This is a genomic window from Mycobacterium sp. MFM001 (genome assembly GCF_003402475.1).
GTDB lineage: Bacteria > Actinomycetota > Actinomycetes > Mycobacteriales > Mycobacteriaceae > Mycobacterium.
The window spans coordinates 13,135-36,652 of record NZ_BFAB01000019.1 but is presented as its reverse complement, the minus strand read 5'-3'; the positions used below and the strand labels follow the sequence as shown (position 1 = coordinate 36,652).

22 protein-coding genes are annotated in these 23,518 nt (G+C 68.7%); 9 read left to right on the top strand and 13 right to left on the bottom strand.

Going from position 1 to position 23,518, the window contains the following annotated elements:
• Positions 1-75 precede the first annotated feature (75 nt).
• Genes egtA through egtE form a run of 5 tightly spaced genes read left to right on the top strand, consistent with a single transcriptional unit; the run spans position 76 to position 5,411 of the window.
• Positions 76-1,353, top strand: a complete 1,278-nt coding sequence (gene egtA / locus MFM001_RS22550; protein ID WP_116377486.1) for an ergothioneine biosynthesis glutamate--cysteine ligase EgtA — start codon at positions 76-78, stop codon at positions 1,351-1,353.
• The gene (egtB, locus tag MFM001_RS22545) at positions 1,350-2,627 is read left to right on the top strand and encodes an ergothioneine biosynthesis protein EgtB (RefSeq protein ID WP_116377485.1); all 1,278 of its coding nucleotides are present in this window, start codon (positions 1,350-1,352) and stop codon (positions 2,625-2,627) included. The genes egtA and egtB overlap by 4 nt, the downstream gene beginning before the upstream one ends.
• Positions 2,627-3,316 (top strand): ergothioneine biosynthesis protein EgtC, encoded by a 690-nt coding sequence (gene egtC / locus MFM001_RS22540; protein WP_116377503.1) that lies wholly within the window; start codon positions 2,627-2,629, stop codon positions 3,314-3,316. Before egtB ends, egtC begins: the two co-directional genes overlap by 1 nt.
• Complete coding sequence (gene egtD / locus MFM001_RS22535) at positions 3,316-4,281, top strand: L-histidine N(alpha)-methyltransferase (protein ID WP_116377484.1); 966 nt, start codon at positions 3,316-3,318, stop codon at positions 4,279-4,281. Before egtC ends, egtD begins: the two co-directional genes overlap by 1 nt.
• Positions 4,278-5,411, top strand: a complete 1,134-nt coding sequence (gene egtE, locus MFM001_RS22530) for an ergothioneine biosynthesis PLP-dependent enzyme EgtE (RefSeq protein WP_116377483.1) — start codon at positions 4,278-4,280, stop codon at positions 5,409-5,411. The genes egtD and egtE overlap by 4 nt, the downstream gene beginning before the upstream one ends.
• On the opposite strand, the gene MFM001_RS22525 is transcribed toward egtE, so the two are convergent.
• The 5 genes from MFM001_RS22525 to MFM001_RS22505 all read right to left on the bottom strand — a co-directional run bounded on the left by MFM001_RS22525 (position 5,395) and on the right by MFM001_RS22505 (position 11,804).
• Positions 5,395-5,727 (bottom strand): hypothetical protein, encoded by a 333-nt coding sequence (locus tag MFM001_RS22525; RefSeq protein WP_116377482.1) that lies wholly within the window; start codon positions 5,725-5,727, stop codon positions 5,395-5,397. The genes egtE and MFM001_RS22525 overlap by 17 nt on opposite strands.
• A 67-nt stretch (positions 5,728-5,794) precedes the next feature.
• Positions 5,795-6,475 carry a class I SAM-dependent methyltransferase gene (locus MFM001_RS22520; RefSeq protein ID WP_116377481.1) on the bottom strand — a complete coding sequence of 227 codons (681 nt, stop codon included), beginning with the start codon at positions 6,473-6,475 and terminating at the stop codon, positions 5,795-5,797.
• 196 nt (positions 6,476-6,671) lie between these two features.
• Positions 6,672-9,269, bottom strand: coding sequence for a LuxR family transcriptional regulator (locus MFM001_RS22515; RefSeq protein ID WP_116377480.1), 2,598 nt, complete (start codon positions 9,267-9,269; stop codon positions 6,672-6,674).
• A gap of 44 nt (positions 9,270-9,313) precedes the next feature.
• Positions 9,314-10,783 (bottom strand): glutamate--cysteine ligase, encoded by a 1,470-nt coding sequence (locus MFM001_RS22510; RefSeq protein ID WP_116377479.1) that lies wholly within the window; start codon positions 10,781-10,783, stop codon positions 9,314-9,316.
• A 241-nt stretch (positions 10,784-11,024) separates the two neighbouring features.
• The gene (locus tag MFM001_RS22505) at positions 11,025-11,804 is read right to left on the bottom strand and encodes a class I SAM-dependent methyltransferase (protein WP_116377502.1); all 780 of its coding nucleotides are present in this window, start codon (positions 11,802-11,804) and stop codon (positions 11,025-11,027) included.
• 1 nt (position 11,805) lies between these two features.
• Here MFM001_RS22505 and glpK point away from each other — a divergent pair, with 1 nt between their 5' ends.
• Positions 11,806-13,323: a glycerol kinase GlpK gene (gene glpK, locus MFM001_RS22500; protein WP_116377478.1), complete on the top strand. Its 1,518-nt coding sequence runs from the start codon at positions 11,806-11,808 to the stop codon at positions 13,321-13,323.
• A gap of 25 nt (positions 13,324-13,348) precedes the next feature.
• On the opposite strand, the gene MFM001_RS22495 is transcribed toward glpK, so the two are convergent.
• Complete coding sequence (locus MFM001_RS22495) at positions 13,349-14,059, bottom strand: PadR family transcriptional regulator (protein ID WP_116377477.1); 711 nt, start codon at positions 14,057-14,059, stop codon at positions 13,349-13,351.
• Positions 14,060-14,125: 66 nt separating this feature from the next.
• Complete coding sequence (locus MFM001_RS22490) at positions 14,126-15,358, bottom strand: MFS transporter (protein ID WP_116377476.1); 1,233 nt, start codon at positions 15,356-15,358, stop codon at positions 14,126-14,128.
• A gap of 78 nt (positions 15,359-15,436) precedes the next feature.
• Between MFM001_RS22490 and MFM001_RS22485 the strand changes: the two genes are divergently transcribed.
• A complete protein-coding gene (locus MFM001_RS22485) occupies positions 15,437-15,793 on the top strand; it encodes a hypothetical protein (protein WP_116377475.1) in 357 nt (118 codons plus the stop codon).
• A 1-nt stretch (position 15,794) separates the two neighbouring features.
• Here the strand turns inward: MFM001_RS22485 and MFM001_RS22480 are convergent, their stop codons facing one another.
• Positions 15,795-16,613, bottom strand: coding sequence for an RDD family protein (locus tag MFM001_RS22480; RefSeq protein ID WP_116377474.1), 819 nt, complete (start codon positions 16,611-16,613; stop codon positions 15,795-15,797).
• A gap of 24 nt (positions 16,614-16,637) precedes the next feature.
• On the opposite strand from MFM001_RS22480, the gene MFM001_RS22475 reads away from it, so the two are divergent.
• On the top strand, positions 16,638-17,630 hold the full coding sequence (locus MFM001_RS22475; RefSeq protein ID WP_116377473.1) for a stage II sporulation protein M: 993 nt from the start codon (positions 16,638-16,640) through the stop codon (positions 17,628-17,630).
• Between the two features lie 74 nt (positions 17,631-17,704).
• Here the strand turns inward: MFM001_RS22475 and MFM001_RS22470 are convergent, their stop codons facing one another.
• Genes MFM001_RS22470 through MFM001_RS22450 form a run of 5 tightly spaced genes read right to left on the bottom strand, consistent with a single transcriptional unit; the run spans position 17,705 to position 22,937 of the window.
• Positions 17,705-19,021, bottom strand: coding sequence for a DUF58 domain-containing protein (locus tag MFM001_RS22470; protein ID WP_116377472.1), 1,317 nt, complete (start codon positions 19,019-19,021; stop codon positions 17,705-17,707).
• Complete coding sequence (locus MFM001_RS22465; protein WP_116377471.1) at positions 19,021-19,968, bottom strand: MoxR family ATPase; 948 nt, start codon at positions 19,966-19,968, stop codon at positions 19,021-19,023. The genes MFM001_RS22470 and MFM001_RS22465 overlap by 1 nt, the downstream gene beginning before the upstream one ends.
• Positions 19,965-21,074: a DUF4350 domain-containing protein gene (locus tag MFM001_RS22460; protein ID WP_238159342.1), complete on the bottom strand. Its 1,110-nt coding sequence runs from the start codon at positions 21,072-21,074 to the stop codon at positions 19,965-19,967. Before MFM001_RS22460 ends, MFM001_RS22465 begins: the two co-directional genes overlap by 4 nt.
• Positions 21,071-21,670 (bottom strand): DUF4129 domain-containing protein, encoded by a 600-nt coding sequence (locus MFM001_RS22455; protein ID WP_116377469.1) that lies wholly within the window; start codon positions 21,668-21,670, stop codon positions 21,071-21,073. Before MFM001_RS22455 ends, MFM001_RS22460 begins: the two co-directional genes overlap by 4 nt.
• A 13-nt stretch (positions 21,671-21,683) precedes the next feature.
• On the bottom strand, positions 21,684-22,937 hold the full coding sequence (locus tag MFM001_RS22450) for a hypothetical protein (protein ID WP_116377468.1): 1,254 nt from the start codon (positions 22,935-22,937) through the stop codon (positions 21,684-21,686).
• Positions 22,938-23,030: 93 nt separating this feature from the next.
• On the opposite strand from MFM001_RS22450, the gene MFM001_RS22445 reads away from it, so the two are divergent.
• Positions 23,031-23,495, top strand: a complete 465-nt coding sequence (locus MFM001_RS22445) for a GatB/YqeY domain-containing protein (RefSeq protein ID WP_116377501.1) — start codon at positions 23,031-23,033, stop codon at positions 23,493-23,495.
• Positions 23,496-23,518 lie beyond the last annotated feature (23 nt).

Genomic DNA, 23,518 nt, shown 5'->3' with positions numbered 1-23,518 from the left:
GATGGAACGTACGGCTATCGTGGCGATAGCCGCGCGCAACCAACGGCCCACCCGGGCCCGGAGGGATTGACGAATATGGCTTTCGCCGTCGCGTCGCAGCTGGATCACACACGCCTCGCCGACGGCGAACTGGCCGGTTCCGCGGCCGCCGCGCAATACATCACCGACACCTGCCTGTCCGATGCGCCGCTGGGCCGCGTCGGCCTGGAGGTCGAGGCGCACTGCTACGACCCGGTCGAGCCACACCGCAGACCTGGCTGGGACGAGATCAGCGACGTGCTCCAGTCGCTTCCGCCGATGCCGGGCGGCAGTGCCGTCACCGTGGAACCCGGTGGCGCCGTGGAACTTTCGGGCCCGCCCGTCGACGGCGTGGTGCCGGCCATCGAGGCGATGACCAGCGACCAGACGGTGCTGTGCAAGGCATTCGCCGCTGCGGGTCTGGGTTTGGTGCAGCTGGGAACGGACCCGCTGCGGCCGGCCAAGCGGATCAACCCGGGCGCGCGCTATGCCGCCATGGAGCAATTCTTCGCCGCCACCGACACCGGTGTGGCGGGCGCGGCGATGATGACGTCGACGGCGTCTATTCAGGTCAACCTGGACGCCGGGCCGCAAGCGGGATGGGGGCAGCGCGTGCGGTTGGCGCACGCACTGGGGCCGACGATGGTGGCGATCGCCGCCAATTCCCCGCTGCTCGGTGGGGAGTTCTCGGGTTGGCTCTCCACCCGGCAGCGGGTGTGGAGTCAGCTGGATTCGGCGCGCTGCGGCCCCATTCTGACCGCCAGCGGCGACGACCCCGGCACCGACTGGGCGCGCTACGCGCTGAAGGCCCCGGTGATGCTGGTGCACGCCCCGCAAGCCGTGCCGGTGACGCAATACGTGCCGTTCGCGGACTGGGCCGACGGGCGGGCGCTACTCGGCGGGCGCCGCCCGACCACCGCCGACCTGGATTACCACCTCACCACGCTGTTTCCGCCGGTGCGGCCGCGCCAGTGGCTCGAAATCCGTTACCTGGACAGCATTCCCGACGCGGTGTGGCCCGCCGTGGTGTTCATGCTGGTGGCGTTGCTCGACGACCCGGATGCCGCCGACATCGCGGCCGAGGCCGTCGAACCCGTCGCCGGTGCCTGGGACACCGCGGCCCGGGTGGGGCTGGCCGACCGGCGGCTGCACGCCGCGGCCAACCGCTGCGTGGCTGTCGCCGCGGACCGCGCGCCCTCGCAGCTCGGCGAGGCGATGGGCCGCCTGGTTCGGGCGGTCGAGCAGGGCCGCTGTCCCGCCGACGACTTTTCCGACCGCGTGATCGGCGACGGCATCGCACCGACGGTCACCCAGCTGGCGCAGGGAGAGCCGTGACTTCGCGAGAAGCCTTGGCGCGCAACCTGACTCGCGCGCGGGAGCGCACGCTGCGGCTGGTCGACTTCGACGACGCCGAGTTGCGCCGCCAGTACCACCCGCTGATGAGCCCACTGGTGTGGGACCTCGCCCACATCGGCCAGCAGGAGGAGTTGTGGCTGCTGCGCGGCGGCGACCCGGACCGGCCCGGGCTGTTGCCGCCGGCCGTCGACGGCCTCTACGACGCCTTCGTGCACTCCCGAGCCAGCCGCGTCGACCTGCCGCTGCTCTCACCGGCCGAGGCCCGAAAGTATTGCCGCACAGTGCGATCGGCCGCACTCGATGCCCTCGACGCGCTGCCCGACGAACCGGACGCGGACTTCGTCTTCGCGATGGTCGTCAGCCACGAAAATCAGCACGACGAAACCATGCTGCAGGCGCTGAACCTGCGCTGCGGCCCGCCGTTGCTGGGTTCCGGGGCCGAGCTGCCGCCGGGCCGGCCCGGCGTGGCCGGGACGTCGGTGCTGGTGCCCGGCGGACCGTTCGTGCTGGGCGTCGACGCCGCGAGCGAACCGTACTCGCTGGACAACGAACGCCCCGCCCACGTCGTCGACGTCCCGGCCTTCCGGATCGGCCGGGTGCCAGTCACCAACGGCGAATGGCGACAGTTCGTCGACGACGGCGGCTACACCGACAATCGGTGGTGGTCGGAGCGCGGGTGGGAGCACCGGCAGCGCGCCGGCCTGACCGCGCCGCAATTCTGGAACCCCGACGGCACCCGCACGCGCTTCGGACACGTCGAGGACATCCCCGCCGACGAACCGGTCCAGCACGTCACCTTCTTCGAGGCCGAGGCCTATGCCGCATGGGCCGGCGCCCGGCTGCCCACCGAGATCGAGTGGGAGAAGGCCTGCGCGTGGGATCCGGCGGCGGACGCCCGGCGCCGCTACCCGTGGGGATCGGACGATCCGTCGGCCGCTCACGCCAACCTCGGCGGCGCCGCGCTGCGTCCGGCCCCGGTGGGCGCGTACCCGGCCGGGGCGTCGGCGTACGGCGTCGAGCAGATGCTCGGCGACGTCTGGGAGTGGACCACCTCGCCGCTGCGGCCGTGGCCGGGATTCACGCCGATGATCTACCAGCGCTACTCGCAGCCGTTCTTCGGCGGCGACTACCGGGTGCTGCGCGGCGGGTCGTGGGCGGTGGAGCCGGGCATCCTGCGGCCCAGCTTCCGCAACTGGGACCACCCGATTCGCCGACAGATCTTCTCCGGCGTCCGCCTGGCGTGGGACGTCTGATGTGCAGACATCTGGGCTGGCTGGGACGGGACGTCTCCGTGTCGTCGCTGGTGCTTGATCCGCCGCACGGTCTGCGGACGCAGTCGTACGCACCGCGGCGGCAAAAGCATGCGCTACTCAACGCCGACGGCTGGGGCGTGGGGTTTTTCGACGGGACCACGCCGCGGCGGTGGCGCAGCGCCGCACCGCTGTGGGGAGACGTGTCGTTCGAATCCATTGCGCCCGCGCTGCACAGCCATTGCGTGGTGGCGGCGGTGCGCTCCGCGACCGTCGGCATGCCGATCGAGGTCAGCGCCACCGCGCCGTTCACCGATGGCCGCTGGCTGTTGTCCCACAACGGCATCGTCGACCGATCGAAGCTACCTCCGGCTTCGCGAGCCGAATCGGTATGCGACAGCGCAATTCTCGCTGACCTGATCTTCGAGCGCGGACTCGAGGCGCTGGGCGAGGTGGTCGCGGAGGTAGGGTCGGCCGATCCGCATGCCCGGCTGAACATCTTGGCCGGCAACGGTTCTCGACTTCTCGCCACCACGTGGGGTGACACGCTGTCACTGTTGCGGCGTGACGACGGCGTGGTGCTGGCCAGCGAACCCTATGACGACGATCCCGGCTGGGAGGACGTGCCCGACTGCCATCTGGTCGAGGTCACCCCCGACGGAATCACCCTGACCGCACTGAAGGGACGTTGATGACGCTGTCGTTGTCCAACCATCTGGCCGCGGACTCCGCGTATCACGCGCTGCGGCGCGACGTGCTCGACGGCCTGCGCCGCGCTCCGAAGTCCTTGCCGCCCAAGTGGTTCTACGATTCGGTGGGCAGCGACCTGTTCGACCAGATCACCCGGTTACCCGAGTACTACCCGACGCGCGCCGAGGCGGAGATCCTGCGCGCCCACTCGGCCGAGGTCGCATCGGCCACCGGCGCGGATACCCTGGTGGAGCTGGGCAGCGGGACGTCGGAGAAGACCCGGATGCTGCTGGACGCGCTGCGCAACGGTGGCTCGCTGCGCCGGTTCGTCCCGTTCGACGTCGACGCCAACATGCTGTCGTCGGCCGCGGCCGGCATCCAGCGGGAATACCCTGGCGTCGAAATCGCCGCTGTGTGTGGCGATTTCGAGGAGCACCTGGCCGAGATTCCCGGCGGCGGGCGGCGGCTCTTCGTGTTTTTAGGGTCGACGATCGGCAACCTCACCACCGGCGCGCGTGCAGAGTTCCTGGCGTCGCTGGCCGCGGTGTTACAGCCGGGTGACAGTCTGCTGTTGGGCACCGACCTGGTCAAGGACACCGACCGCCTGGTGCGCGCCTACGACGACGCCGCCGGCGTGACCGCCCGCTTCAACCGCAATGTGCTCACAGTGATCAACCGGGAACTCGACGCCGATTTCGACGCCGACGCCTATGCGCACGTCGCGCGCTGGAACGCCGAGGAAGAGCGAATGGAAATGTGGCTGCGGGCCGAGCGCCCGCAACGGGTGCGGATCGGCGCCCTCGACCTGGCCGTCGAATTCGCCGCCGGGGAAGAGATGCTCACCGAAGTGTCGTGCAAATTCCGGCCCGACGCAGTGGCCGCCGAACTGGCGCAGGCGGGGCTGCGCCGGACCCGGTGGTGGACCGACCGCGCGGGCGATTTCGGTCTGTCGCTCGCAGTCAAGTGAGCTTGGCGGACGCCTGGCGGGAGGCCCGCCCACCGGTGGCCGGCCTGCACCTGGACAACGCAGCCTGCTCGCGGCAGAGTTTCGCCGCGCTCGACGCCGCCGCCCAGCACGCCCGCCACGAGGCGGAGGTCGGTGGATACGTCGCGGCCGAGGCCGCCGAACCGGCCTTGGACGCCGGGCGTGCCGCCGTCGCGGCGCTGGCCGGCATGCCCGATGCAGAGGTGGTGTTCACCACCGGTTCGCTGCACGCGCTGGATTTACTGCTGGGCAGCTGGCACGGCGGTCGCACGCTGACCTGCCTGCCGGGCGAGTACGGACCCAACCTCGCGGTGATGGCTGCGCACGGATTCGCCCGTCGCCCACTGCCTGTCGACGGCGATGGCAGGGTCGCGGTTGACGAGGCGGCCGTGGGCCTGGCTGCCGACCCGCCCGACCTGGTCCATCTCACCGCGGTGGCCAGCCATCGCGGCGTCGTGCAGCCATTGGCCGAAATGGCAAGCCTGTGTGCTGAATTGGGGCTGCCGTTGGTGGTCGACGCCGCTCAGGCACTCGGCCAGATCGACTGCGCGGTGGGCGCCGACGTGACATACACGTCGTCGCGCAAATGGCTGGCCGGCCCGCGCGGGGTCGGGGCTCTCGCTGTGCGAGCCGAGTTGATGCAGAGGCTGCGGCCACGGCTGCCGCCGGCGGATTGGGTGTCGTCGTTGTCGGTGGCCCGTCGGCTCACGCTGGGCGAAGCCAATGTCGCTGCGCGAGTGGGGTTTTCGGTGGCATTGGGGGAGCACCTGGCTTTGGGGCCCGCTCAGGTACGGGCACGGCTGGCAGAGGTGGGCGCGATGACCCGCAACGCGCTGGCCGAGGTGCCCGGGTGGCGGGTGGTGGAAGCGGTGGATGAGCCGACTGCGATCACCACGCTGGCCCCACTCGACGGCGCAGAGCCAGAGACGGTGCGGGTCTGGCTGATTCGTGAACGGCAGATCGTCACCACCGCCGCAGCCGTGGAGCGCGCGCCGCTGGAAATGACCGCGCCGGTGCTGCGGGTCTCGCCGCATGTCGACGCCACGAGCGACGAGCTGGCGATGTTCGCCGAAGCGTTGGCTGAAGCGACCGCGGCTATTCGGGCGGGGTAATCAACGTCTGGATGAGCTCAACTATTTGCTGCTGACCGGCCGCCGCTGCATCGAATTTGCCGCGCATCTCGGTGAAGCCTTGATCGACATGGGTACGAAGGTCGACAAAGTCGGCGCGGAGGGCATTGAAGCTCGCCACAGTCGCCTGCCGAAAATCGCGGAGCTCGTCGTGGAATGCGGTTACGTCGCGGTCTGCGGCGCCGGCGAGGACGCGAGCGGCAGCTGCATCTTGCTCACTTGCTCGTACTCGCCCGGCCAGGTCGTGCACCTGAGTTTCCAGAGCGGTGACGCGTGCTTCAAGGCTCCGCGGCTCCATAGTGGAGAGCCTAGCGTTGCTCGCCGTCGTTGTTGTGCGCTCAGCGTCTCACTGTGGACTGCCGTACTCAACCAGCCTTGTGCGCGGTCAGCAGGTACGCCGGCAGCTTGGAGCGGCTCTTCTCGTCCTTGGGAAACTCCGGCATCTGAAACGGCGCATCCGCGGGAGCGGGCGGGATGTTCGCGTGGATGAACGCCGGCCGGATCTCGTCGATCTCCCAGTACTTGCTCACTGCCGCGCGCAGCTCGTCCTCGTCGACGGTGTTCGGCCCCTGCTCGGCCTCGGGCGGGAAGGCGCCCTTGGCGAACACCAGCACGTAAAAGTTGGCGCCTGGCGCCGCAGCTCGATGCACCGAGCGCAGGTAGCCATCGCGGCCCTCCACCGGCAGCGAGTGAAACAGGGTGGAATCAATCACCGTGTTGAAGCGCCCGTCGTAGCCGGAAAACGAGGTGATATCGGCCTGCACGAAACTGACATTGCTCAGCCCGCGTTCCTCGGCGGCCTTGGTGGCGGCCGCAATCGCCGTCGGCGTGAGGTCGACACCCACCACGGTGTAACCCGCGCCGGCCAACGCCAGCGACAGCTCCGCGTAACCGCATCCGGCGTCGAGCACGTCGCCGCCGACCTTGCCGTCACGAATCAGCGCGGCCAACTCCGGCTGCGGCTCACCGATATTCCACGGCGGCGGCCCCTCGAAAACGCCTTCCCCTCGATAGACGCTGTCCCAATCCATGACTTCGTTTGCCATGGATCCAAGCTACCTGTCAGAGCCGACCCATCTCGCGGTACATTCGGGCCGCCTCGAAACAGGCGGATTCGCGCCGCGGATAGCGCGGTCGGGGCAGGTGTGCGGCCCGCTTCGCCACGGATCGCGGTAGTACGTGCACCATGACTACAGCGTTGCTTGCGGCAGGCGAGGTGTATTGCGTAGTGCAGTACTCGAATTAGCGCGTCGGGCCGGACTGCAGGATCGCGGCGAGGTCTTCCCGCGACTTGGCCCCCACCCGCTGGCACGCGCGATACACATGCCCCTCGACGGTGCGCACCGACATCACCAGCCGATCGGCGATCTCCCGATTCGACAAGCCGGCAGCCACCAATTCGATGACCTCGCGTTCGCGACCCGTCAGCGGAACTCCCACCGGAGTACGCACAGCGGGCGTGCACAGCCCGCCGCACGCGTCGGCCAATTCCCTTGCCAGCGCCGACGCATACAGCGCGCGCTTGCGGTGCTGCGCCCGGTTGAAGCAGGCGGCCGCTTGGGCGGCGACGTCGGCCGCGGTGGCGCGATCGCCGATTGCGCGGTAGGCCGCCGACGCCGCCAACAGGCCCTCGCCGTCACCGGTGCGCAACGATTCCGCGTGTTGCGCAACGGCATCCGCCAACGGCAGCGACAATGCGCCGGCGAGCTCACGGGCGCGCTCGTTGTCGGAGGCGTCGCCCCACTGAGCCGCGGCCTGCAGGCAGGCGAGCTCGTGAGTTGGCTGCGCACGCTCGCGGGCCTCGATGGCAGCAGCCCGCACGGTCGCAATCCCGTCGCTCAGCGAACCGCCTGCGGCCAGCGCCCACCCGGTCGCCACCGACAGCGCGGTCTGCATGAACAGGTAGTCAACCGGGACGCACTCCCGCGCTTCCCGCAACGCGTCGCTCGCTTCGGCCGGCTGACCGAGTTTGGCGTGCGCCTCGGCGAGCGCGAAACAGCAAGCTGGCCGCAGGCCCGTTGTCACACCATGCTTTTGAACGCCGGCCAACGCTTCGTGCAGTAGCCTCACCGCATTGGTAACGGCGCCTCGCGCCAGCTCGGCATGTCCCATCAGGAATGCGAGGTTGGCATAGGCCAGCCCGGGAATGTCCTTGGCGGAGTCGGCGATTTGCTGCGCAGATCGTACGCATTCGTCGATGCGGCCGGTCAACCGGCAGGCCCGGGCGTAGACGCTGCCGAACCAGAACCGCATGTGCGAGGCCTGGAACGACGTCACGGCGCGTTGGAGAGCCGCATCGGCGACGTCGGTGATGTCGTGCACGTCGCCCACTGCACCCATCGCCATGATCAGCGCGACCGACGCCATCATCGCATGGAAATCGGATGCTTCTACGGAAGCCAGTGCAGCCCTTGCCTTTTCGACGGCGACTTCACAGCGGGCCAGCACTGCGTCCAGGCAGGCTTCGACGGCGGCACGCTCCGCTGCCTCCGCCGCCGACTCGCGCGTGGCGGCAAGCCGTTCGAGGATAGTCGCGGCATCCCGGGGCCGGCCGAGCATCCAGATCAGGTTGGCCGCCCGCACGGTCGCCCAGCGATGCCCGTCCATCTCCCGTAGCACGTCTTCGGCTTCCGCGCCGCGGCCGGCGAGCACCAGGTTCATCGCGCGCAGACCGGCGGCCTCGGGCGCCCCGGCTTCGGCTGCGGCAGTAGCGAATCGGTCGGCCAGGTCCAGGTCGAGCAGCGTCATGGCGTGCCGCGCCGACGCAAGGAACAGGTCGGAATCCGGGGCAGCGTCGGATTCCAGGGTGAGCAATGCCCGCCGGACGGTGGCGTGCATATCGGGATCGGCGTCTTTGGCCAGCCGTTGTGCCAGCCGGCCGCGGATGCGCGACAGGTGGAGTTCACCCGCGGTGGCGCGGCGCAGTTCACCGAAAAGCGGGTGGGCCAGCCGGGCCATCAGCGTCTTGCCGGTGCGCTCGACGGTGACCAAGTGCATCCGCTCGGCGACCTCCAGATCGCGGCGCCGCACCAGGTCGGTCAGGACGTCGACCGCGAGTGGTTCGCACTGCGACAGGGTGTCGACCACCAGCGCCAGGCCCGGGGTCAGGCGACTCAACTGCCGGCCCACCATGTCGCCGATGCTGGGCGAGACGGCAACGTCTTCGTCCCATATCCACACTCCGGCCACCTCGCGTATCCGGCCGGCCGCGATTTGATCGCTCAGCATCTGCCGCAGGAACAGGGCGTTGCCGCCGGTCAGCTTCCAGAAGCGTTGGGCGCTGCGCGCGTCCACCGGGCCGCCGAGGGTGGTCTCGATGATGTGGCGGGTGGCCGCCGCCGACAACGGTTGGAGGTCCATGCGGACCAGCCCACCGTCCTTCCACAGCGCCGTGACGGCATCCGGCTCGCCTCCGCCTGCACGCAGGGTGACGACCAGACGCACGCCGTTCGACTGGGCAAGCTGGTGCACCACGTGCGCAGACAGGCCGTCGAGAAGGTGCGCGTCGTCGACGCCGAGCAGCACCCGTCCCTGACGCTGTTGGGTGATAAAGGAGTCGACCAGGCGTCGCACACTCGACAGCGGATCGGACATCGCGTCGCCGAGCGACGCAGTGAAGGCGCCGAGCGGAAGCCGGCGGGCGGATTCGGTGCCGACGATCCAGTTCGTGCGTTCACCGGAGCGTTGCGCCCGGGTCAGCACCTCACGCGCGAGCCGGGTCTTGCCCACGCCCGCGGTCCCGACAATCACCACGCCGCAGTGATTGCCAGCGCCGCCGAGCACGCGGCGAATAGTGGCGAGTTCGTCCTCGCGCCCGGTCAGCGGATCGCCGCTGATCACGGGGCGACTATAACCCGCGTGGCGAATTGTTTGGCGTCGTTTGCTCAGTCCCAGGTGTGCACGGGCTCGTTGGTGTGCATGTGATCGCAGTAGCGCCGCAGCATTTCGGCCAGCGCCGCCGGCCTGGTCATCCCGCCCTCCTGCAACGCCCGAACCGTCGACACCTGCCAGGCTGCGCCGTTACGACCGGTTTTCGCGCGGCCTTCGATGACGGCGAGGAACCGGTCGCGCACCTCCGCCGCGACACCCCAGTTCCGCAGACCCTCGTCGGCCATCGGCAACAGCTGGCGCAGCACGAGTTCGTCGGCGCTCACTTCGCCAAGGCCCGGCCAATACACGTGGGCATTCATGCCGTGTTGTGCGGCTTCGAGGAAATTGTGTTCTGCCACAGCGAAACTCATCTTGGTCCACAGCGGGCGGTCTTCCTCGGACAGGGTGCGCAGCATGCCGTAGTAGAACGCCGCGTTGGCCACCATGTCGACGACGGTTGGGCCGGCCGGCAGTACCCGGTTCTCCACCCGCAGATGTGGCCGGCCGTCGACGACGTCGTACACCGGGCGGTTCCAGCGGTACACCGTGCCGTTGTGCAGACGTAACTCCGACAGTTGTGGCGTGTGCCCGGCGGCCAATTCGGCCACCGGATCTTCGTCGGACACCTGCGGCAGCAACGACGGGAAATAGCGGACGTTCTCTTCGAACAGGTCGAAGATCGAGGTGATCCAGCGCTCGCCGAACCACACCCGGGGCCGCACCCCCTGGGTCTTCAACTCGTCCGGCCGGGTGTCGGTGGCCTGGGTGAACAATTCGATACGGGTTTCCGCCCACAGTTGATGACCGAAGAAGTAGGGCGAGTTGGCGCCGAGCGCCACCTGCGGCCCGGCCAGCACCTGCGCTGCGTTCCAGTTGCTGGCGAAGTCGGCAGGGGACACCTGCAGGTGCAATTGCATACTGGTGCAAGCGGATTCGGGCGCGATCGTGGGCGAATACAGGCTGAGCGGCTCGGGGCCGCTGATGTCGATCTGGATGTCCTCGCCGCGGGCCCGGAAAATCGAGTCGTTGAGAGCCTGATATCGCGTCGACTCGCTCATCCAGCCGCCGTCCAGATGCTCGGGCATCAGTGTCGGCAGGATCCCGATCATCACGATGTGAGCGCCGTCGGCGTTGGCCTTGGTTTCGGCGACGTTCAAGCTCTCCCGAACGTCGTCCTCCAGCTCGATGCCGGTGCGGCCCGGCAACGCGCGGGGCGGCACGTTGAATTCGATGTTGTAGGCGCCCAATTCGGTTTGGTAAGCGGGGTCGGCGATCTCGGCCAGCACATTTTGGTTCGCCATCGCCGGCTGGTAATCGCCGTCGACGAGGTTGCACTCGATTTCCATCCCGGTCAGCGGGCGGTCGAACTCGAAACTGGACTGCGCCAGCATCGTCTCGAATACATCCAGACACAGCTGCACCTTGCGGCGGTATTCCTGCCGGTGCGCGTGGTTGTATTCGGTCCGCTTGACCTCTTCGCCCACAACGCCGATGCAACCGGTTCAGTGCGGCGCGCGCAACCAGATCGCCATGAGGCGGAATTCACACCAGGCCGAGGAAGACGAAGCGACCACATTGTCGCAGTTCGCTGATGGTCTACCGTCAAAGGTATGTGCAACGTCCCTCGCACGGAGATGGAAGGTCGCTGGGCGACTGCCGACCTACAGCCTCAGGTCGACCTTGACGACAAGGACGCCGTCTGGGCGCTGATGGACCCTTCGCCGGCTAACGCCGCGACGCCACCACGATCTGCGGACGTGGACGCACCGGAAGGTTGAACAGCCCGCCGCCACGCAACTCGACGTGGATCGCGGGATCGGCGTGGGCGGCCAGCGCCCGCAGCGCCGACGGGCTGTAGGCGCGCAGCGAGCTGATGAAGCCGTCGTGCGCAAACGGCAGCAGCACGGTCAATGGCAGCATCGACGCCAGCTGCACGATATGGAGGACTGACGGTGGCCGCGGCAGGTCGATGATCAGCAGCTTGTCGGCCGCGCGGGTGCCTTCGGCGAACACCCGGGACGCCAGCGCCGGCGGCAGATGGTGAAACGACATCACGAACACCGCAAGGTCGTAGTAGCCGTCCGGCGCATCGATGGCGGTGGCGTCCATCTCGCGTACGGTGGCCCGCGGGTGGCTGCCCAGGTCGCCTGCGGCAATCGCGGCCACCGACGCCGGTTCGACGTCGGTCACCGTGACTTGCGCGGTCGGATGCTGCTCGAGCAGCGCACGGGCCAGCCCGCCATGGCCGGAGCCCAGTTCGAGGACCTTCGGATCGGGCACGTCGGCGATCTCGTCCAGCGCGATGCGGGCGAACATCTCGTGATGGCCGAACAGCCGTCCGAAGCGGTCCAGGGATCGCACCACGGCGCGCTTGCGGTCGTCGACGTCGTCGCGGTCCAGGTATTCCGGACGCCGTGTCTCCAGCCGCCGGTCCAGACACGAGGCGTTCGGGCCGCCGCGCGGCATGGTCGCAATGTCGAATGTTCGAGTGCCCATGTAGGCCATCATGGACGACGTGGCTGAGTCGCCTGAATTCGTCGCTTCGATCGACCAGGGCACCACCAGCACCCGCTGCATGATTTTCGACCACGACGGCGCCGAGGTGGGCCGCCACCAGCTTGAGCACGAGCAGATCCTGCCGCGTTCCGGCTGTGTCGAGCACGACCCGGTCGAGATCTGGGAGCGTACCTCCTCGGTGCTGACGTCGGTGCTGAACAGAACCAACATCGCACCGAAAGACATTGCTGCGCTAGGCATTACGAATCAGCGGGAGACCACGCTGGTGTGGAATCGGCGTACCGGCCGGCCGTACTACAACGCGATCGTCTGGCAGGACACCCGCACCGACCGCATCGCCTCGGCGCTGGACCGCGACGGCCGGGGCGACGTGATCCGGCGCAAGGCGGGCCTGCCGCCGGCCACGTATTTCTCCGGCGGCAAGCTGCAGTGGATTTTGGAGAACGTCGACGGCGTGCGCGAGGCCGCCGAACACGGTGACGCCGTCTTCGGCACGCCTGACACCTGGCTGTTGTGGAATCTGACCGGCGGTCCGCGCGGCGGCGTACACGTCACCGATGTCACCAATGCCAGCCGCACGATGCTGATGAACCTGGAGACCTTGGACTGGGACGACGAGCTGCTGTCGTTGTTCGGGATACCCCGCGCGATGCTGCCGTCCATTGCGCCGTCGTCGGCACCGGAGCCATACGGTGTCACTGCGGATGACGTGCCGATCACCGGAATCCTCGGCGACCAGCATGCGGCGATGGTGGGCCAGGTCTGCCTGGACCCCGGAGAAGCCAAAAATACTTATGGCACAGGCAATTTCCTGCTGCTCAACACCGGCGAGGAGATCGTGCGGTCGGCCAACGGCCTGCTGACCACCGTCTGCTACCAGTTCGGCGACGCCAAACCCGTTTACGCCCTTGAGGGTTCGATCGCGGTCACCGGCTCGGCGGTGCAGTGGCTGCGCGACCAGCTGGGCATCATCAGCGGCGCCGCGCAGAGCGAGGCGCTGGCCCGTCAGGTCGACGACAACGGCGGGGTGTACTTCGTCCCGGCGTTTTCCGGGTTGTTCGCCCCGTACTGGCGATCCGATGCCCGCGGCGCCATCGTAGGGCTGTCACGCTACAACACCAACGCGCATCTGGCCCGCGCCACCCTGGAGGCAATCTGCTACCAGAGCCGCGACGTGGTCGACGCCATGGCTGCGGATTCCGGTGTGCGCCTTGAGGTTTTGAAAGTCGACGGCGGTATCACTGCCAACGATCTCTGCATGCAGATCCAGGCCGACGTGCTGGGCGTTGACGTGGTGCGGCCGGTGGTCGCCGAGACGACGGCGCTCGGCGCAGCGTATGCGGCGGGTCTGGCGGTCGGCTTCTGGACTGGCCCCGACGATCTGCGTGCCAACTGGCGCGAGGACAAGCGGTGGTCGCCGTCGTGGAGCGACGACGAACGTGAGGCGGCCTACGCGGGCTGGCGGAAAGCTGTCGAGCGGACGCTGGGCTGGGTCGACGTGTCGTGACATGTCGACCCAGCCCAGCTGGCGGCTATTCGTCTTCGCTGAGCACCGTGTAGATCTCGCGGCGCGCATTGTTGACGATCTCGATGATGCGTTGCTGCTGCTCAGGCGTTGCCGCGTGCGCGGATTGCGCCACGGCGCCGAACAGCTGGCCCACCGCCGCACGCAGGTTGATGTGCGAGGGGTCGACGCCGTCGGCGATCTCGTCCCACGGCGGGGTTTCGATCTTCTCGGCGGCGGCGCGGCCCTCCTCGGTCAGCTGGAAAAGCCTTTTGCTGCCTTCGGTTTCGGAGCCGACGATCAGGCCCTCGTCGACCAACAACTGCAAGGTCGGGTAGACCGAGCCGGGGCTGGGCCGCCACAGGTCCTGGCTGCGTTCGGCGATCTCCTGGATCATTTCGTAGCCGTGCATCGGCCGCTCGGCCAGCAGGACCAGGATGGCGGCGCGGACGTCGCCGCGGCGCCCACGCCGGCCCGGACCGCCGCGGCGACCGCCGCGCCCACCGGGGCCGAACCCGAACCCGAACCCGCCGGGACCAAAGCCGGGACCGAAACCCCGGCCGAATCCGGGCCCGAACGGGCCGTCGTGCCCGGCGTCGTGGCCGCGGACAAATTCGCGGAACTGCCGGCGGGTTTGCCTGCGCTGCTCGTGCAGCGCGCGGCGGTCCTGAGGGCCGAAGCCGAAACCGGCCGGGCCGCCGACGAACGGCCCTCCGAACGGGGGAAATGGTGCGTTCATGTTCTGTCTCGTTTCTGGAAGGGCAGCGCCGGATGCGCTGCCGATGCATTGACGATATATCGAAAACTATCGCGATGCAACGGCGGCTGGCAGATTTTTTGCCGACGGTCCGGTTTCCGGCATGGCGATCAGATACAGCGCGAACCCCGCGGCGGCCAGCGCGCCCAAGGACAGAAATGCCACGTGATAGCCGGCGCTCACCACGATCCAGCCGGCGGCGAAGTTCGACAGTGAGGCACCCACGCCCCACGCGGTGGTGATGGCGCCCAGGCTGATGTTGAACCGGCCGGTACCGTGCGTAACATCTTGCACCACAAGGGGAAACAGCGCCCCGAAGATGCCGGCACCAACCCCGTCGAGCAGCTGTACACCCACCAGCCAGTACGGGTTGTCCGACAGCGTGTAGAGAAATCCGCGGGCGGCCAACACCGCGAAGCCGACCAAAAAGATCGGCTTGCGGCCCCACGAGTCCGCCTTGGCGCCGGCGAGGTAGGCCACCGGCACCATCACCAGCTGGGCCGCGACGATGCACGACGCCATCAACGCGGTGCCGCGGTCCTTGTTCTGCAGTGCCAGCACCTGGCCGACCAGCGGCAGCATGGCCGCATTGGCGAAATGGAAGGCCACCACGGCCGCGGCGAAAATCATCAGCCGCCGGTTGTGCAGCAGCACCGCCAGGCGCGACGGCTCGGGGTGCGGCTGCCCGGGCGCGTGGTCCATGCCGCGGGCCACGTCGTGGTCGATTGCGTCGCCCGGGATCCGCAGTGTGGCGACGACGCTGAGCAGCGCCATCGCCGCCAGCACCCAAAACACCACCACCGGGCCGAAGAAGTAGGCCAGCCCGCCGGTCGCCGCCGCCGCCGAGGCGTTGCCCGCGTGGTTGAACGACTCATTGCGCCCGATCCGCCGTGCGAAAAACCGCGGACCGACCACGCCCAGGGTGATCGCCGCGAGCGCGGGCGCGAAAACCGAACCGGCGATCCCGGTGATCGCCTGCAGGATCGAGATCGAGTAGAAGCCGGGAAACAGCGGCATCGCCAACGATCCGGCGGTGACGGCAATGGCGGCGGCGATCACCAACGCCCGCTTGGCCATAGTGCGGTCGACGATCGCGCCCACCGGTGTTTGCGCGACGATCGCGGCGATCCCGCCGAACGCCATCACGAACCCGATCGAGGCCTGATCCCAATGGTGGGTCAGCAACAGATAGATCGACAGATACGGGCCCAACCCGTCGCGCACATCGGCCAACGAGAAGTTCAGCAAATCCAGTGCGCGCGCCAGCCGGCCCGGAATCATGGGAGGACAGTAGCCAGCGAACTTGAACCGAACCTGAAGAAGGTTTCCCGCCGTGGGCGCCTGGGTAGCACTCGTCAGATGAACGACACCACCGAGACCACAGCCCCGCCCGATGCCCGTCGCGAGAGCCGGCTGCGGCTATGGGTGAACTGGGTGCTGGCGCTGTTGACGATTCCCGCGGCGGCCGTGGTTCTGGTCTTCACGCTTGGCGCGGTGATGAGCACGGCCGGCTGCAGTGACAAGGCCTGCCCCAACCTCGGACCCGACGGGATCAGCTTTGGTGTGTTGTTCTACGGCGCTCCGGTGCTGGCCGCCTTGACCATCGTCGTGTCGTTCTTCACCGCCCGACGGCGGTGGGGCATTATCGTGCCGTTGGTTGCATTGGCGCTGTTGATTGCCGACATCGTCCTCGTTGCGGTGACGGTCGCGCAGTAGCTCACCGTGGCGGTGCGAAGCCGCCTCCTGGGGGCGGCCACGGCGACGGGGGCGGTGGCCACGACGGGGGAGGCGGCGGGGTGAGTCGTAGCCGCGCGAGTTCGCGACGGTGCCGTTCGGCGAGCACCGCGGCCAGCGCCAGGTGCGGCGGAGTTCCCGGCGGGGGCGGGGGAGCGACCCGGGCCAGCACGTCCGCGGCAATTCGGCAGGCCATCTGGTAGCGCAGCCCCGGTTCGAGTTGCGGTGCGCGGGAAAGGAATTGGCGAGCCAGTTCGGCCTGCCCGGCGCTCAGGCCGGACAGCTGCAGCGACGCCGCCCACCACGCCAGCGACGGCGGCATCGGCGGCGGCGGGCTCAGTTTCGGACCGCGCTCGCTGATCACGACAGTGCCGGCGAAAATGTCGCCGATCCGTTTGGCTTTCGGCGAGAGCAGACTGCACACCACCGCAGGGCTGCCGAACAACATCCAGATCTCCACTACCGACGCCAGCGCCCGAAATACCGCCTGGCGGAGCCGTTCCGGGCCGCCGTCGTCGGACACCACGCGCAGGCCCATCACGATCTTGCCGACCGAGCGGCCGCGGGTGGCGGTTTCCATGATGAGCGGGTACCCGACCAGGACCAGCACCGTGAAGATGATCAGGATGGCGGCCGTGGTGGCGTCGTCGAACTGGGTCAACGTGGCTGCCCACAACATCAGGCCCAGCAGGTAGCCGACGAAGATCACCGCGATGTCGATCAGCGCGCCAACCGCACGCACGGGCAACTGCGCGATCTGCACATCGAGCACCACGGCGTCCCCGGTCACCACCTCGGACATACCTGAGAAGTTACCCTGAGCCCCGTGGACGTCGACGCGTTCGTGCTTGCGCACCGCGACACCTGGGCCCGCCTCGAACAGCTGGTGAAGCAACGACGGCGACTGACGGGCACCGAGGTCGACGAACTCGTCGAGCTCTACCAGCGGGTGTCGACGCACCTGTCGATGTTGCGTTCGGCGTCGTCGGATTCGGTGCTGATCGGCCGGCTTTCCTCCTTGGTGGCACGGGCCCGCGCCGCGGTCACCGGCGCGCACGCGCCGCTGTCCGGCGAGTTCGCCCGGTTCTGGACGGTCGGGTTTCCCGTGGTGGCCTACCGAACCTGGCGCTGGTGGCTGGCGACGGCGGTGTTGTTCTTCGCCGCCACGGCCGTCATCGCGATCTGGGTGTCCGGCAGCGCGGAGGTGCAAGCCACCATCGGAACACCAAGCGACATAGACGAATTGGTGAACCACGACTTCGCCTCCTACTACAGCGAGCATCCGGCCGCGGCCTTCGGGCTCCACGTCTGGGTGAACAACGCCTGGGTGGCCGCCAAATGCATTGCCTTCGCGGTGGTGTTGGGCTTACCCATCCCGTTTCTGCTGTTCCAAAACGCCGCCAACCTCGGCGTGGCCGCCGGGCTGATGTTTGCCGCGGGCAAGGGAAACATCCTCTTGGGGCTGCTGATCCCGCACGGCCTGCTGGAGCTGACGGCGGTGTTCTTGGCCGCCGCCGCGGGGATGCGGCTCGGGTGGTTTGTGATCTCGCCCGGCGATCGCCCGCGCGGACAGGTTCTTGCCGAGCAGGGCCGCGCGATCGTCACGATAGCCGTCGGGCTGGTGGCGGTGCTGTTCGTCTCGGGCGTGCTCGAAGCGGTGGTGACGCCGTCACCGTTGCCCACCTTCCTACGGGTTGGCATCGGAATCGCCGCCGAGACACTGTTTCTGGCGTACATCGTGTACTTCGGCCGCCGCGCGGCCCGGGCCGGGGAAACCGGCGACATCGCCGACGCGCCTGATGTGGTGCCGACCGCCTGATCCTGCGTCGAATGTGGACTTGAGACACGCGGATTCGCGAATTGCGTGCCTCAATCCCACACTCGGCGTCGAGGTTACAACCGCCCGGTGGCTTTCATCGCCAAATACTGGTCGGCCAATGCCGGCGCCAATTCGGAGGGCGGCGCATCGACCACTTCCACCCCGGCATGGCGCAGCCGCGACGCGATCGCCCGGCGGTCGTTGCGGGAACGTTCGGCCGCCGCGGCGTCATACACCGCGGCCGCGTCGGCACGCCCGACGGCCAGTTGATCGACCCGCGGATCGGCGACGGCGGCAAGGATCACCTTGTGCTTGGCACACAGCTGCGGCAATACCGGTAGCAACCCCTCCTCGAGGGCGGTGGCGTTGAGATCGGTCAGCAGAACCACCAGTGCGCGACGCCGGGCGCGCCTCAGTACCGCCGAAACCATTGCCGCAGAGTCGGATTCGACAAGAGCGGGCTGCAGCGGCGCCATCACATCGACGAGCTTGGCCAGCAGTTCGGTCCGCGACGCACCGAACAGGCCCGCCCGGGTCACCCGGTCATGAGCCAGAAAGTCGACATGGTCGCCGGCCCGGGATGCCAGCGCGGCCAGCAGTAGCGCCGCGTCCATCGACCAGTCCAGCCGCGGCCACCCGCTCGGATCGCCGGCGGTCGGGTCGACGCCGACGCGCCCGGCGGCCGTGCGGCCGGTGTCGAGCACGATCACGACGCGACGGTCGCGCTCGGGCCGCCAGGTCCGCACGACGACGTCGGCGCGCCGGGCGGTGGCGCGCCAGTCGATCGACCGGACGTCGTCGCCGACGACATACTCACGCAGCGAGTCGAATTCGGTGCCCTGACCGCGGGTCATCGTCGGTGACAGCCCTTCGATCTCACGCAGCTTGGCCAGCCGCGACGGCAGGTGCTTGCGCGACAGAAACGGCGGCAGCACCCGCACCTGCCCGGCTACCGGCTGCGAGCGCTGACGCCCGGCCAGGCCCAGCGGGCCGATCGACCGCGCGGTCACCAAGGCTGACCGCTGGTCACCGCGCCGCACCGGCCGCAGCAGGGTATCCACGCGCTGCCCGGCGGCAATGTCGACGGTGTGCACGCGCGGTTCGGCGCACGCGCTGGGCGGCCACGCGTCGCGAATCTGGCCGCGGAACCGGCGGCGACCACCGTTGTGAATCAGCAGACCGGCGTTCACCTGTTCGCCGAGCCGCACAGACAACGGGCCGCTGCGACTGAAACGCAGCGCGCGTGGGCTCGCGGCCCACAACGCGTCGACGGCCACCGCCACCGCCAGTAGGACCAGCAGCAGGACGAAAGATGTTGCCGGCCAGGGTGACAGCGTGATCGGCACGACGCAGATCAGCGCAACCAGCCCGGTGCGTCCGGTCAGAACCACTAGCGGGGCACCGGGACCGAAGCCAGTATCCCGTCGAGGACGCCGTCGGCGGTGGCGCCTTCCAGTTCCGCCTCCGGGCGCAGCATCACCCGGTGCCGCAACGTCGGGCGGGCCATCGCCTTCACGTCGTCGGGTGTGACGTAGTTGCGGCCGGACAGCCACGCCCATGACCGAGCGGTGGCCAGCAGCGCCGTCGCGCCGCGGGGTGACACACCGAGTTGCAGCGCCGGTGAGTGACGCGTCGCGGCGGCGATGTCGACGATGTAGCCGAGGACCTCGTCAGCGGCCAGCACCGCCTGCACCGCGTCGCGCCCTGCCGTCAACTCGGCCGGGCCGGCCACGGGCCGGATCGCGGAAAGATCGCGGGGGTCGAAGCCGTGTGCGTGCCGGCCGAGGATGGCGATCTCCGAATCACGCGGCGGCAGAGGCACAGTCAGCTTGAGCAGAAACCGGTCGAGCTGTGCCTCCGGCAACTGGTAGGTGCCCTCGTATTCGATCGGGTTCTGGGTCGCGGCGACGATGAACGGGTCCGGCAACGGCCGGGGTTCGCCGTCGACGCTGACCTGGCGCTCTTCCATGGCTTCCAGCAGGGCGGCCTGGGTTTTCGGTGGCGTGCGGTTGATTTCGTCGGCCAGCATCAGATTGGTGAACACCGGGCCGTCGCGGAACACGAACGCGGCGGTACGGGCGTCGTAAACCAGGGAGCCGGTGACGTCGCCGGGCATCAGGTCGGGGGTGAACTGGACTCGCTTGAACTCCAGCTGCAACGCCGCCGCCAGGGCACGCACCAGCAGTGTTTTCGCCACCCCCGGAACGCCTTCGAGCAACACGTGGCCGCGGCACAACAACGCGATGACCAGGCCGCTGACGACGGCTTCCTGGCCGACGACGGCTTTGGCGATCTCGGCGCGCAGCGCCAGCAGCGCCTCGCGCGCGTGTTCGGTCATAGGTCTGCGACCTGCCTTTCGATGTCGTCGAGCGCCCGGGCCAGCGCTACCAGATCGGTGTCGCTGGCCGGTGACGGTCCGAACAGCCTATGCCGCACCGTTTCCGGGTCGGTTCCGCTGCGCGCCGCGACGGCGTTCACCACGTTCTGCGGCGGGCTGGTGGCGGCCAGTCCGAGCCTGGGTAGCAGCCGTTGCAGCGTCGCGGTGCGCAATGCGTGCGCGGCGGCGTCGCGGGCCCGCCGCGACCGGTACAAGCGCCCGCGGCCCTCGACGGTTTCCGAGGCTCGCACTACGACGGGCAGTTCCTCGGCGACCAGTGGGCCGATCCGGCGGCCCTTCCACAACGCGACAAGTATGACGGCCAACCACAGCTGCAAGACCATCCAGTTGACGTTGTCCGGAATCAAGTCGAATAGCGTTGCCGATCCGGACGTTTGGCCTTCGACGCGTTGCGGCGCATACCAGACGAGGCGACCGCGATCACCGGCAAGGTTCATCGCCAGCGCGGCATTGCCGGCCCGCGGCAGGCCACGGTTGGTCATGAAGTCGGTACTGCCGACCAGGGTGATCGTGCGGTCGCCGTCGCGGTAGCGGACCAGCGCCCCGCCGTAGCAGCTGGTGATCACGCGGTCATCGGCGGCGCGAAAGGTGTTGGTGGGACCGAATTGTACTGATCCGGTCCGATTCGCTTCGCGCAGTGCGCAATCGGGTTTGCTCTCCAGTGCGCTGGCGCCGGCGCTGCGGATGTCCGGGGTCAACGCGGCCCTGGCACGCGACGTCGGCTCCACCAGCAGCAGGTCCCCGGGGGTATGGGCGAGCCGGTGCAACAGTGTGTCGTCGGTGAGGTGCTGGGCCTGCGCGATCAGCAGCAATGTGTCCGGGCGCGCGGCATTTTCGGCCTCGTCGACGCTGTTGGCGACGACGACGTCGACACCGTGGTCGCGCAGCAGCGCAACCAGTGCGTGTGCGCCTTCCGGTCCGGTGGACGCCGGGTCCATCCGGCCACCCGGGCGCGGCGCGGTCAGGTAGGTGGTGACGGCGGCGACGGCGCAGATCGCGGCCAATGCCAAGAGTACCCACCGCCAGGTCCGCAACTGTGTCGTCACCGGGCCGCCGATCGCAGGAGGTGGTCGTCGAGGTCGGCGATCAGCCGGTAGCCCTCCGGTGTCCCTGGCCGCTCGCCGTAGGTGACGTCGTTGAAAATCGTTGCAGCCTGGGTGAACTCGGCAGAAAGCTGCGGTATATGGCTGGCCGCGTCGCGGGCCAGTTCGTTGGCGGTGCGGCCGGGCGCCGGACCGAGCGCCCCGCTCTCCTCAAGTCCGCGGGCGACCGCGCGCAACCGGTGCCGAATCGCCATTGCCCAATCGCCTTCGGTGGCAAAGCGTTCAGCGGTGGCGCGATGTGCCGCGGCGCTGAGCTGACCGGCGTCGAACAGCGGGTAGTCGGCTCCGCGGCGGGTCCGCATCGTGCGCCGCGCGATGCGGACCGCCACCACCACCGCGACCACCAGCAAGGTGAGCAGCACGGCGACGGTGAACCAGCCGCCCGGAATCGTCGATCCTTTCTCGACCACGCGGTAAAGCAGTTCGTTGACCCACTCGTGAAAGCGTTGTGTCGCAGACGGCTTGGGATAGATCGGCTTGGCGAGCTCACGTTGCGCGGCCTGATGCGCGGCATCGCGGTCGATGTCGATGGCGGGCATGCTCAGCGTGTCCTCACACCGGCCGGGTCAGCCACAAATAATCCGTGGACGCCGCCGCTGCCGGGCCGCCCGCGGCGCCGGTCTGCAAGATCAGGTCGAACGCCTCGGCGCGCATCCGCCGATCGGTGTAGAGCAGGACGATGACGCCCGCGTTGAACGGGGCGGTGATGACGCGCCCGATCGCCGATCCGACGGCGCTGACCGTCAGGCTGATCAGCGCGGGCCCGCCGGTTGGGTCGGCCAGTAGCTGGCCGACGAAATTGAATGGCGCCGCGACCGCACCGGCCACCAGAAACACCACGACGGCGGTCAGCAGCCGAATGCCCAGCACTCGCCAGAAGCTGTTGCGTACCAACGTGAACGACCTGCCGATGGCGTCGAAGACGCTCAGCTGCTCCAGCACGATCAGCACCGGCGCGAACGACAGCACGGTGTAGGCGTAGGCCACTGCGGCGAGCGCGGCCAGTATCAGCGGGAAGCCGATGAGGAATACCGCCGCGCCGTTGCCCACGGCACCGATCGCGGCGATGATCAGCACCACCACGGCGACGAGCAATATCGCTCCCGCGCCTTCCAGCGCCGCCAGGCCGATCAGTGCGGGCAGCCGCCCGCGGATCTTGGTCCAGGTCTCGCCGATCGTGATCGTCGAGCCGAACACCGCCCGGCCGACGACAACGGTGAGCATGCCAGCCAGCAAGATGCCGGCCAGCCAGCTGACCAGGGCGCCGGCCCCCACCGACGTCACCCAGGTGGCCACGTCACCGGTGGTCACCTCGTCGCTCGGTTTGGTCCGCAGCCGGGTCGCGGCCGCAAACGGCCCCGCCGACACGATCAACACCACGAGCTGCACGATCACCACGATGATCGCCGTCAATCCCAGCGTGGCCTTGGGATTGGCGCGGATGTAGCCGACTGCGCCGTTGTAGATGTCGCTGAGGCTCAACGGTCGCAGCGGGATGATCCCGGGCCTGGGCGCTCCCGGGACGAACTGTGGTGGCCCGTAGGCCGGTGGCGGCCCGTAACCAGGGGGCGGGCCATAACCGGGCGGGCCGTACCCCGGCGGTGGCGCATAACCCGGCGGTGGCGCGTAGCTCGGGGGCGGGCCATACCCCGGCGGCGGGCCGTAATTCGGGGGAGGCGCGTAGCTCGGGGGCGGGCCATAGCCCGGCGGTGGATAGCCGGCGGGCGGATAGCCGACAGGACCATAACCAGGCGGCGGATACCCCGGCTCCGGATAGTCCGGGTAGTCGTACGGCGGCGTGCTCACAACGTGCTCATGAAGGAGTGGCCGGCGCGCATGGCTCCCATCCTGTCGGCCGTCCGGGCAATTCTCAACGACCGCCCGCGTAGCGTCTGGGCTATGGCGGAACTCAAATCCCGGCTGCGGTCAGATTTGACCGAGGCGATGAAGACGCAGGACAAGCTGCGCACGGCGACGCTGCGCATGCTGCTGGCCGCGATCCAGACCGAGGAAGTCTCCGGCAAGGCGTCGCGGGAGCTCTCCGACGACGAGGTGATCAAGGTCCTGGCCCGCGAATCGCGCAAGCGCGGCGAGGCGGCCGAGATCTACACCCAGAACGGCCGCGGTGAGCTGGCCGCCAACGAGCACGCCGAAGCCCGGGTGATCGACGAATACCTGCCGCCGCCGCTCACCGAGGGCGAGCTGGCCGACGTCGTCGACACCGCGATCGCCCAGGTGGCCGAACAGATCGGGGAGCGGCCCGGGATGAAACAGATGGGGATGGTGATGAAGGCGGCCACCGCCATCGCGGCCGGCAAGGCCGACGGGGCGCGGCTCTCGGCGGCGGTCAAGGACCGGCTCTAGGAATTCGCGACAGTTTGCCCTCG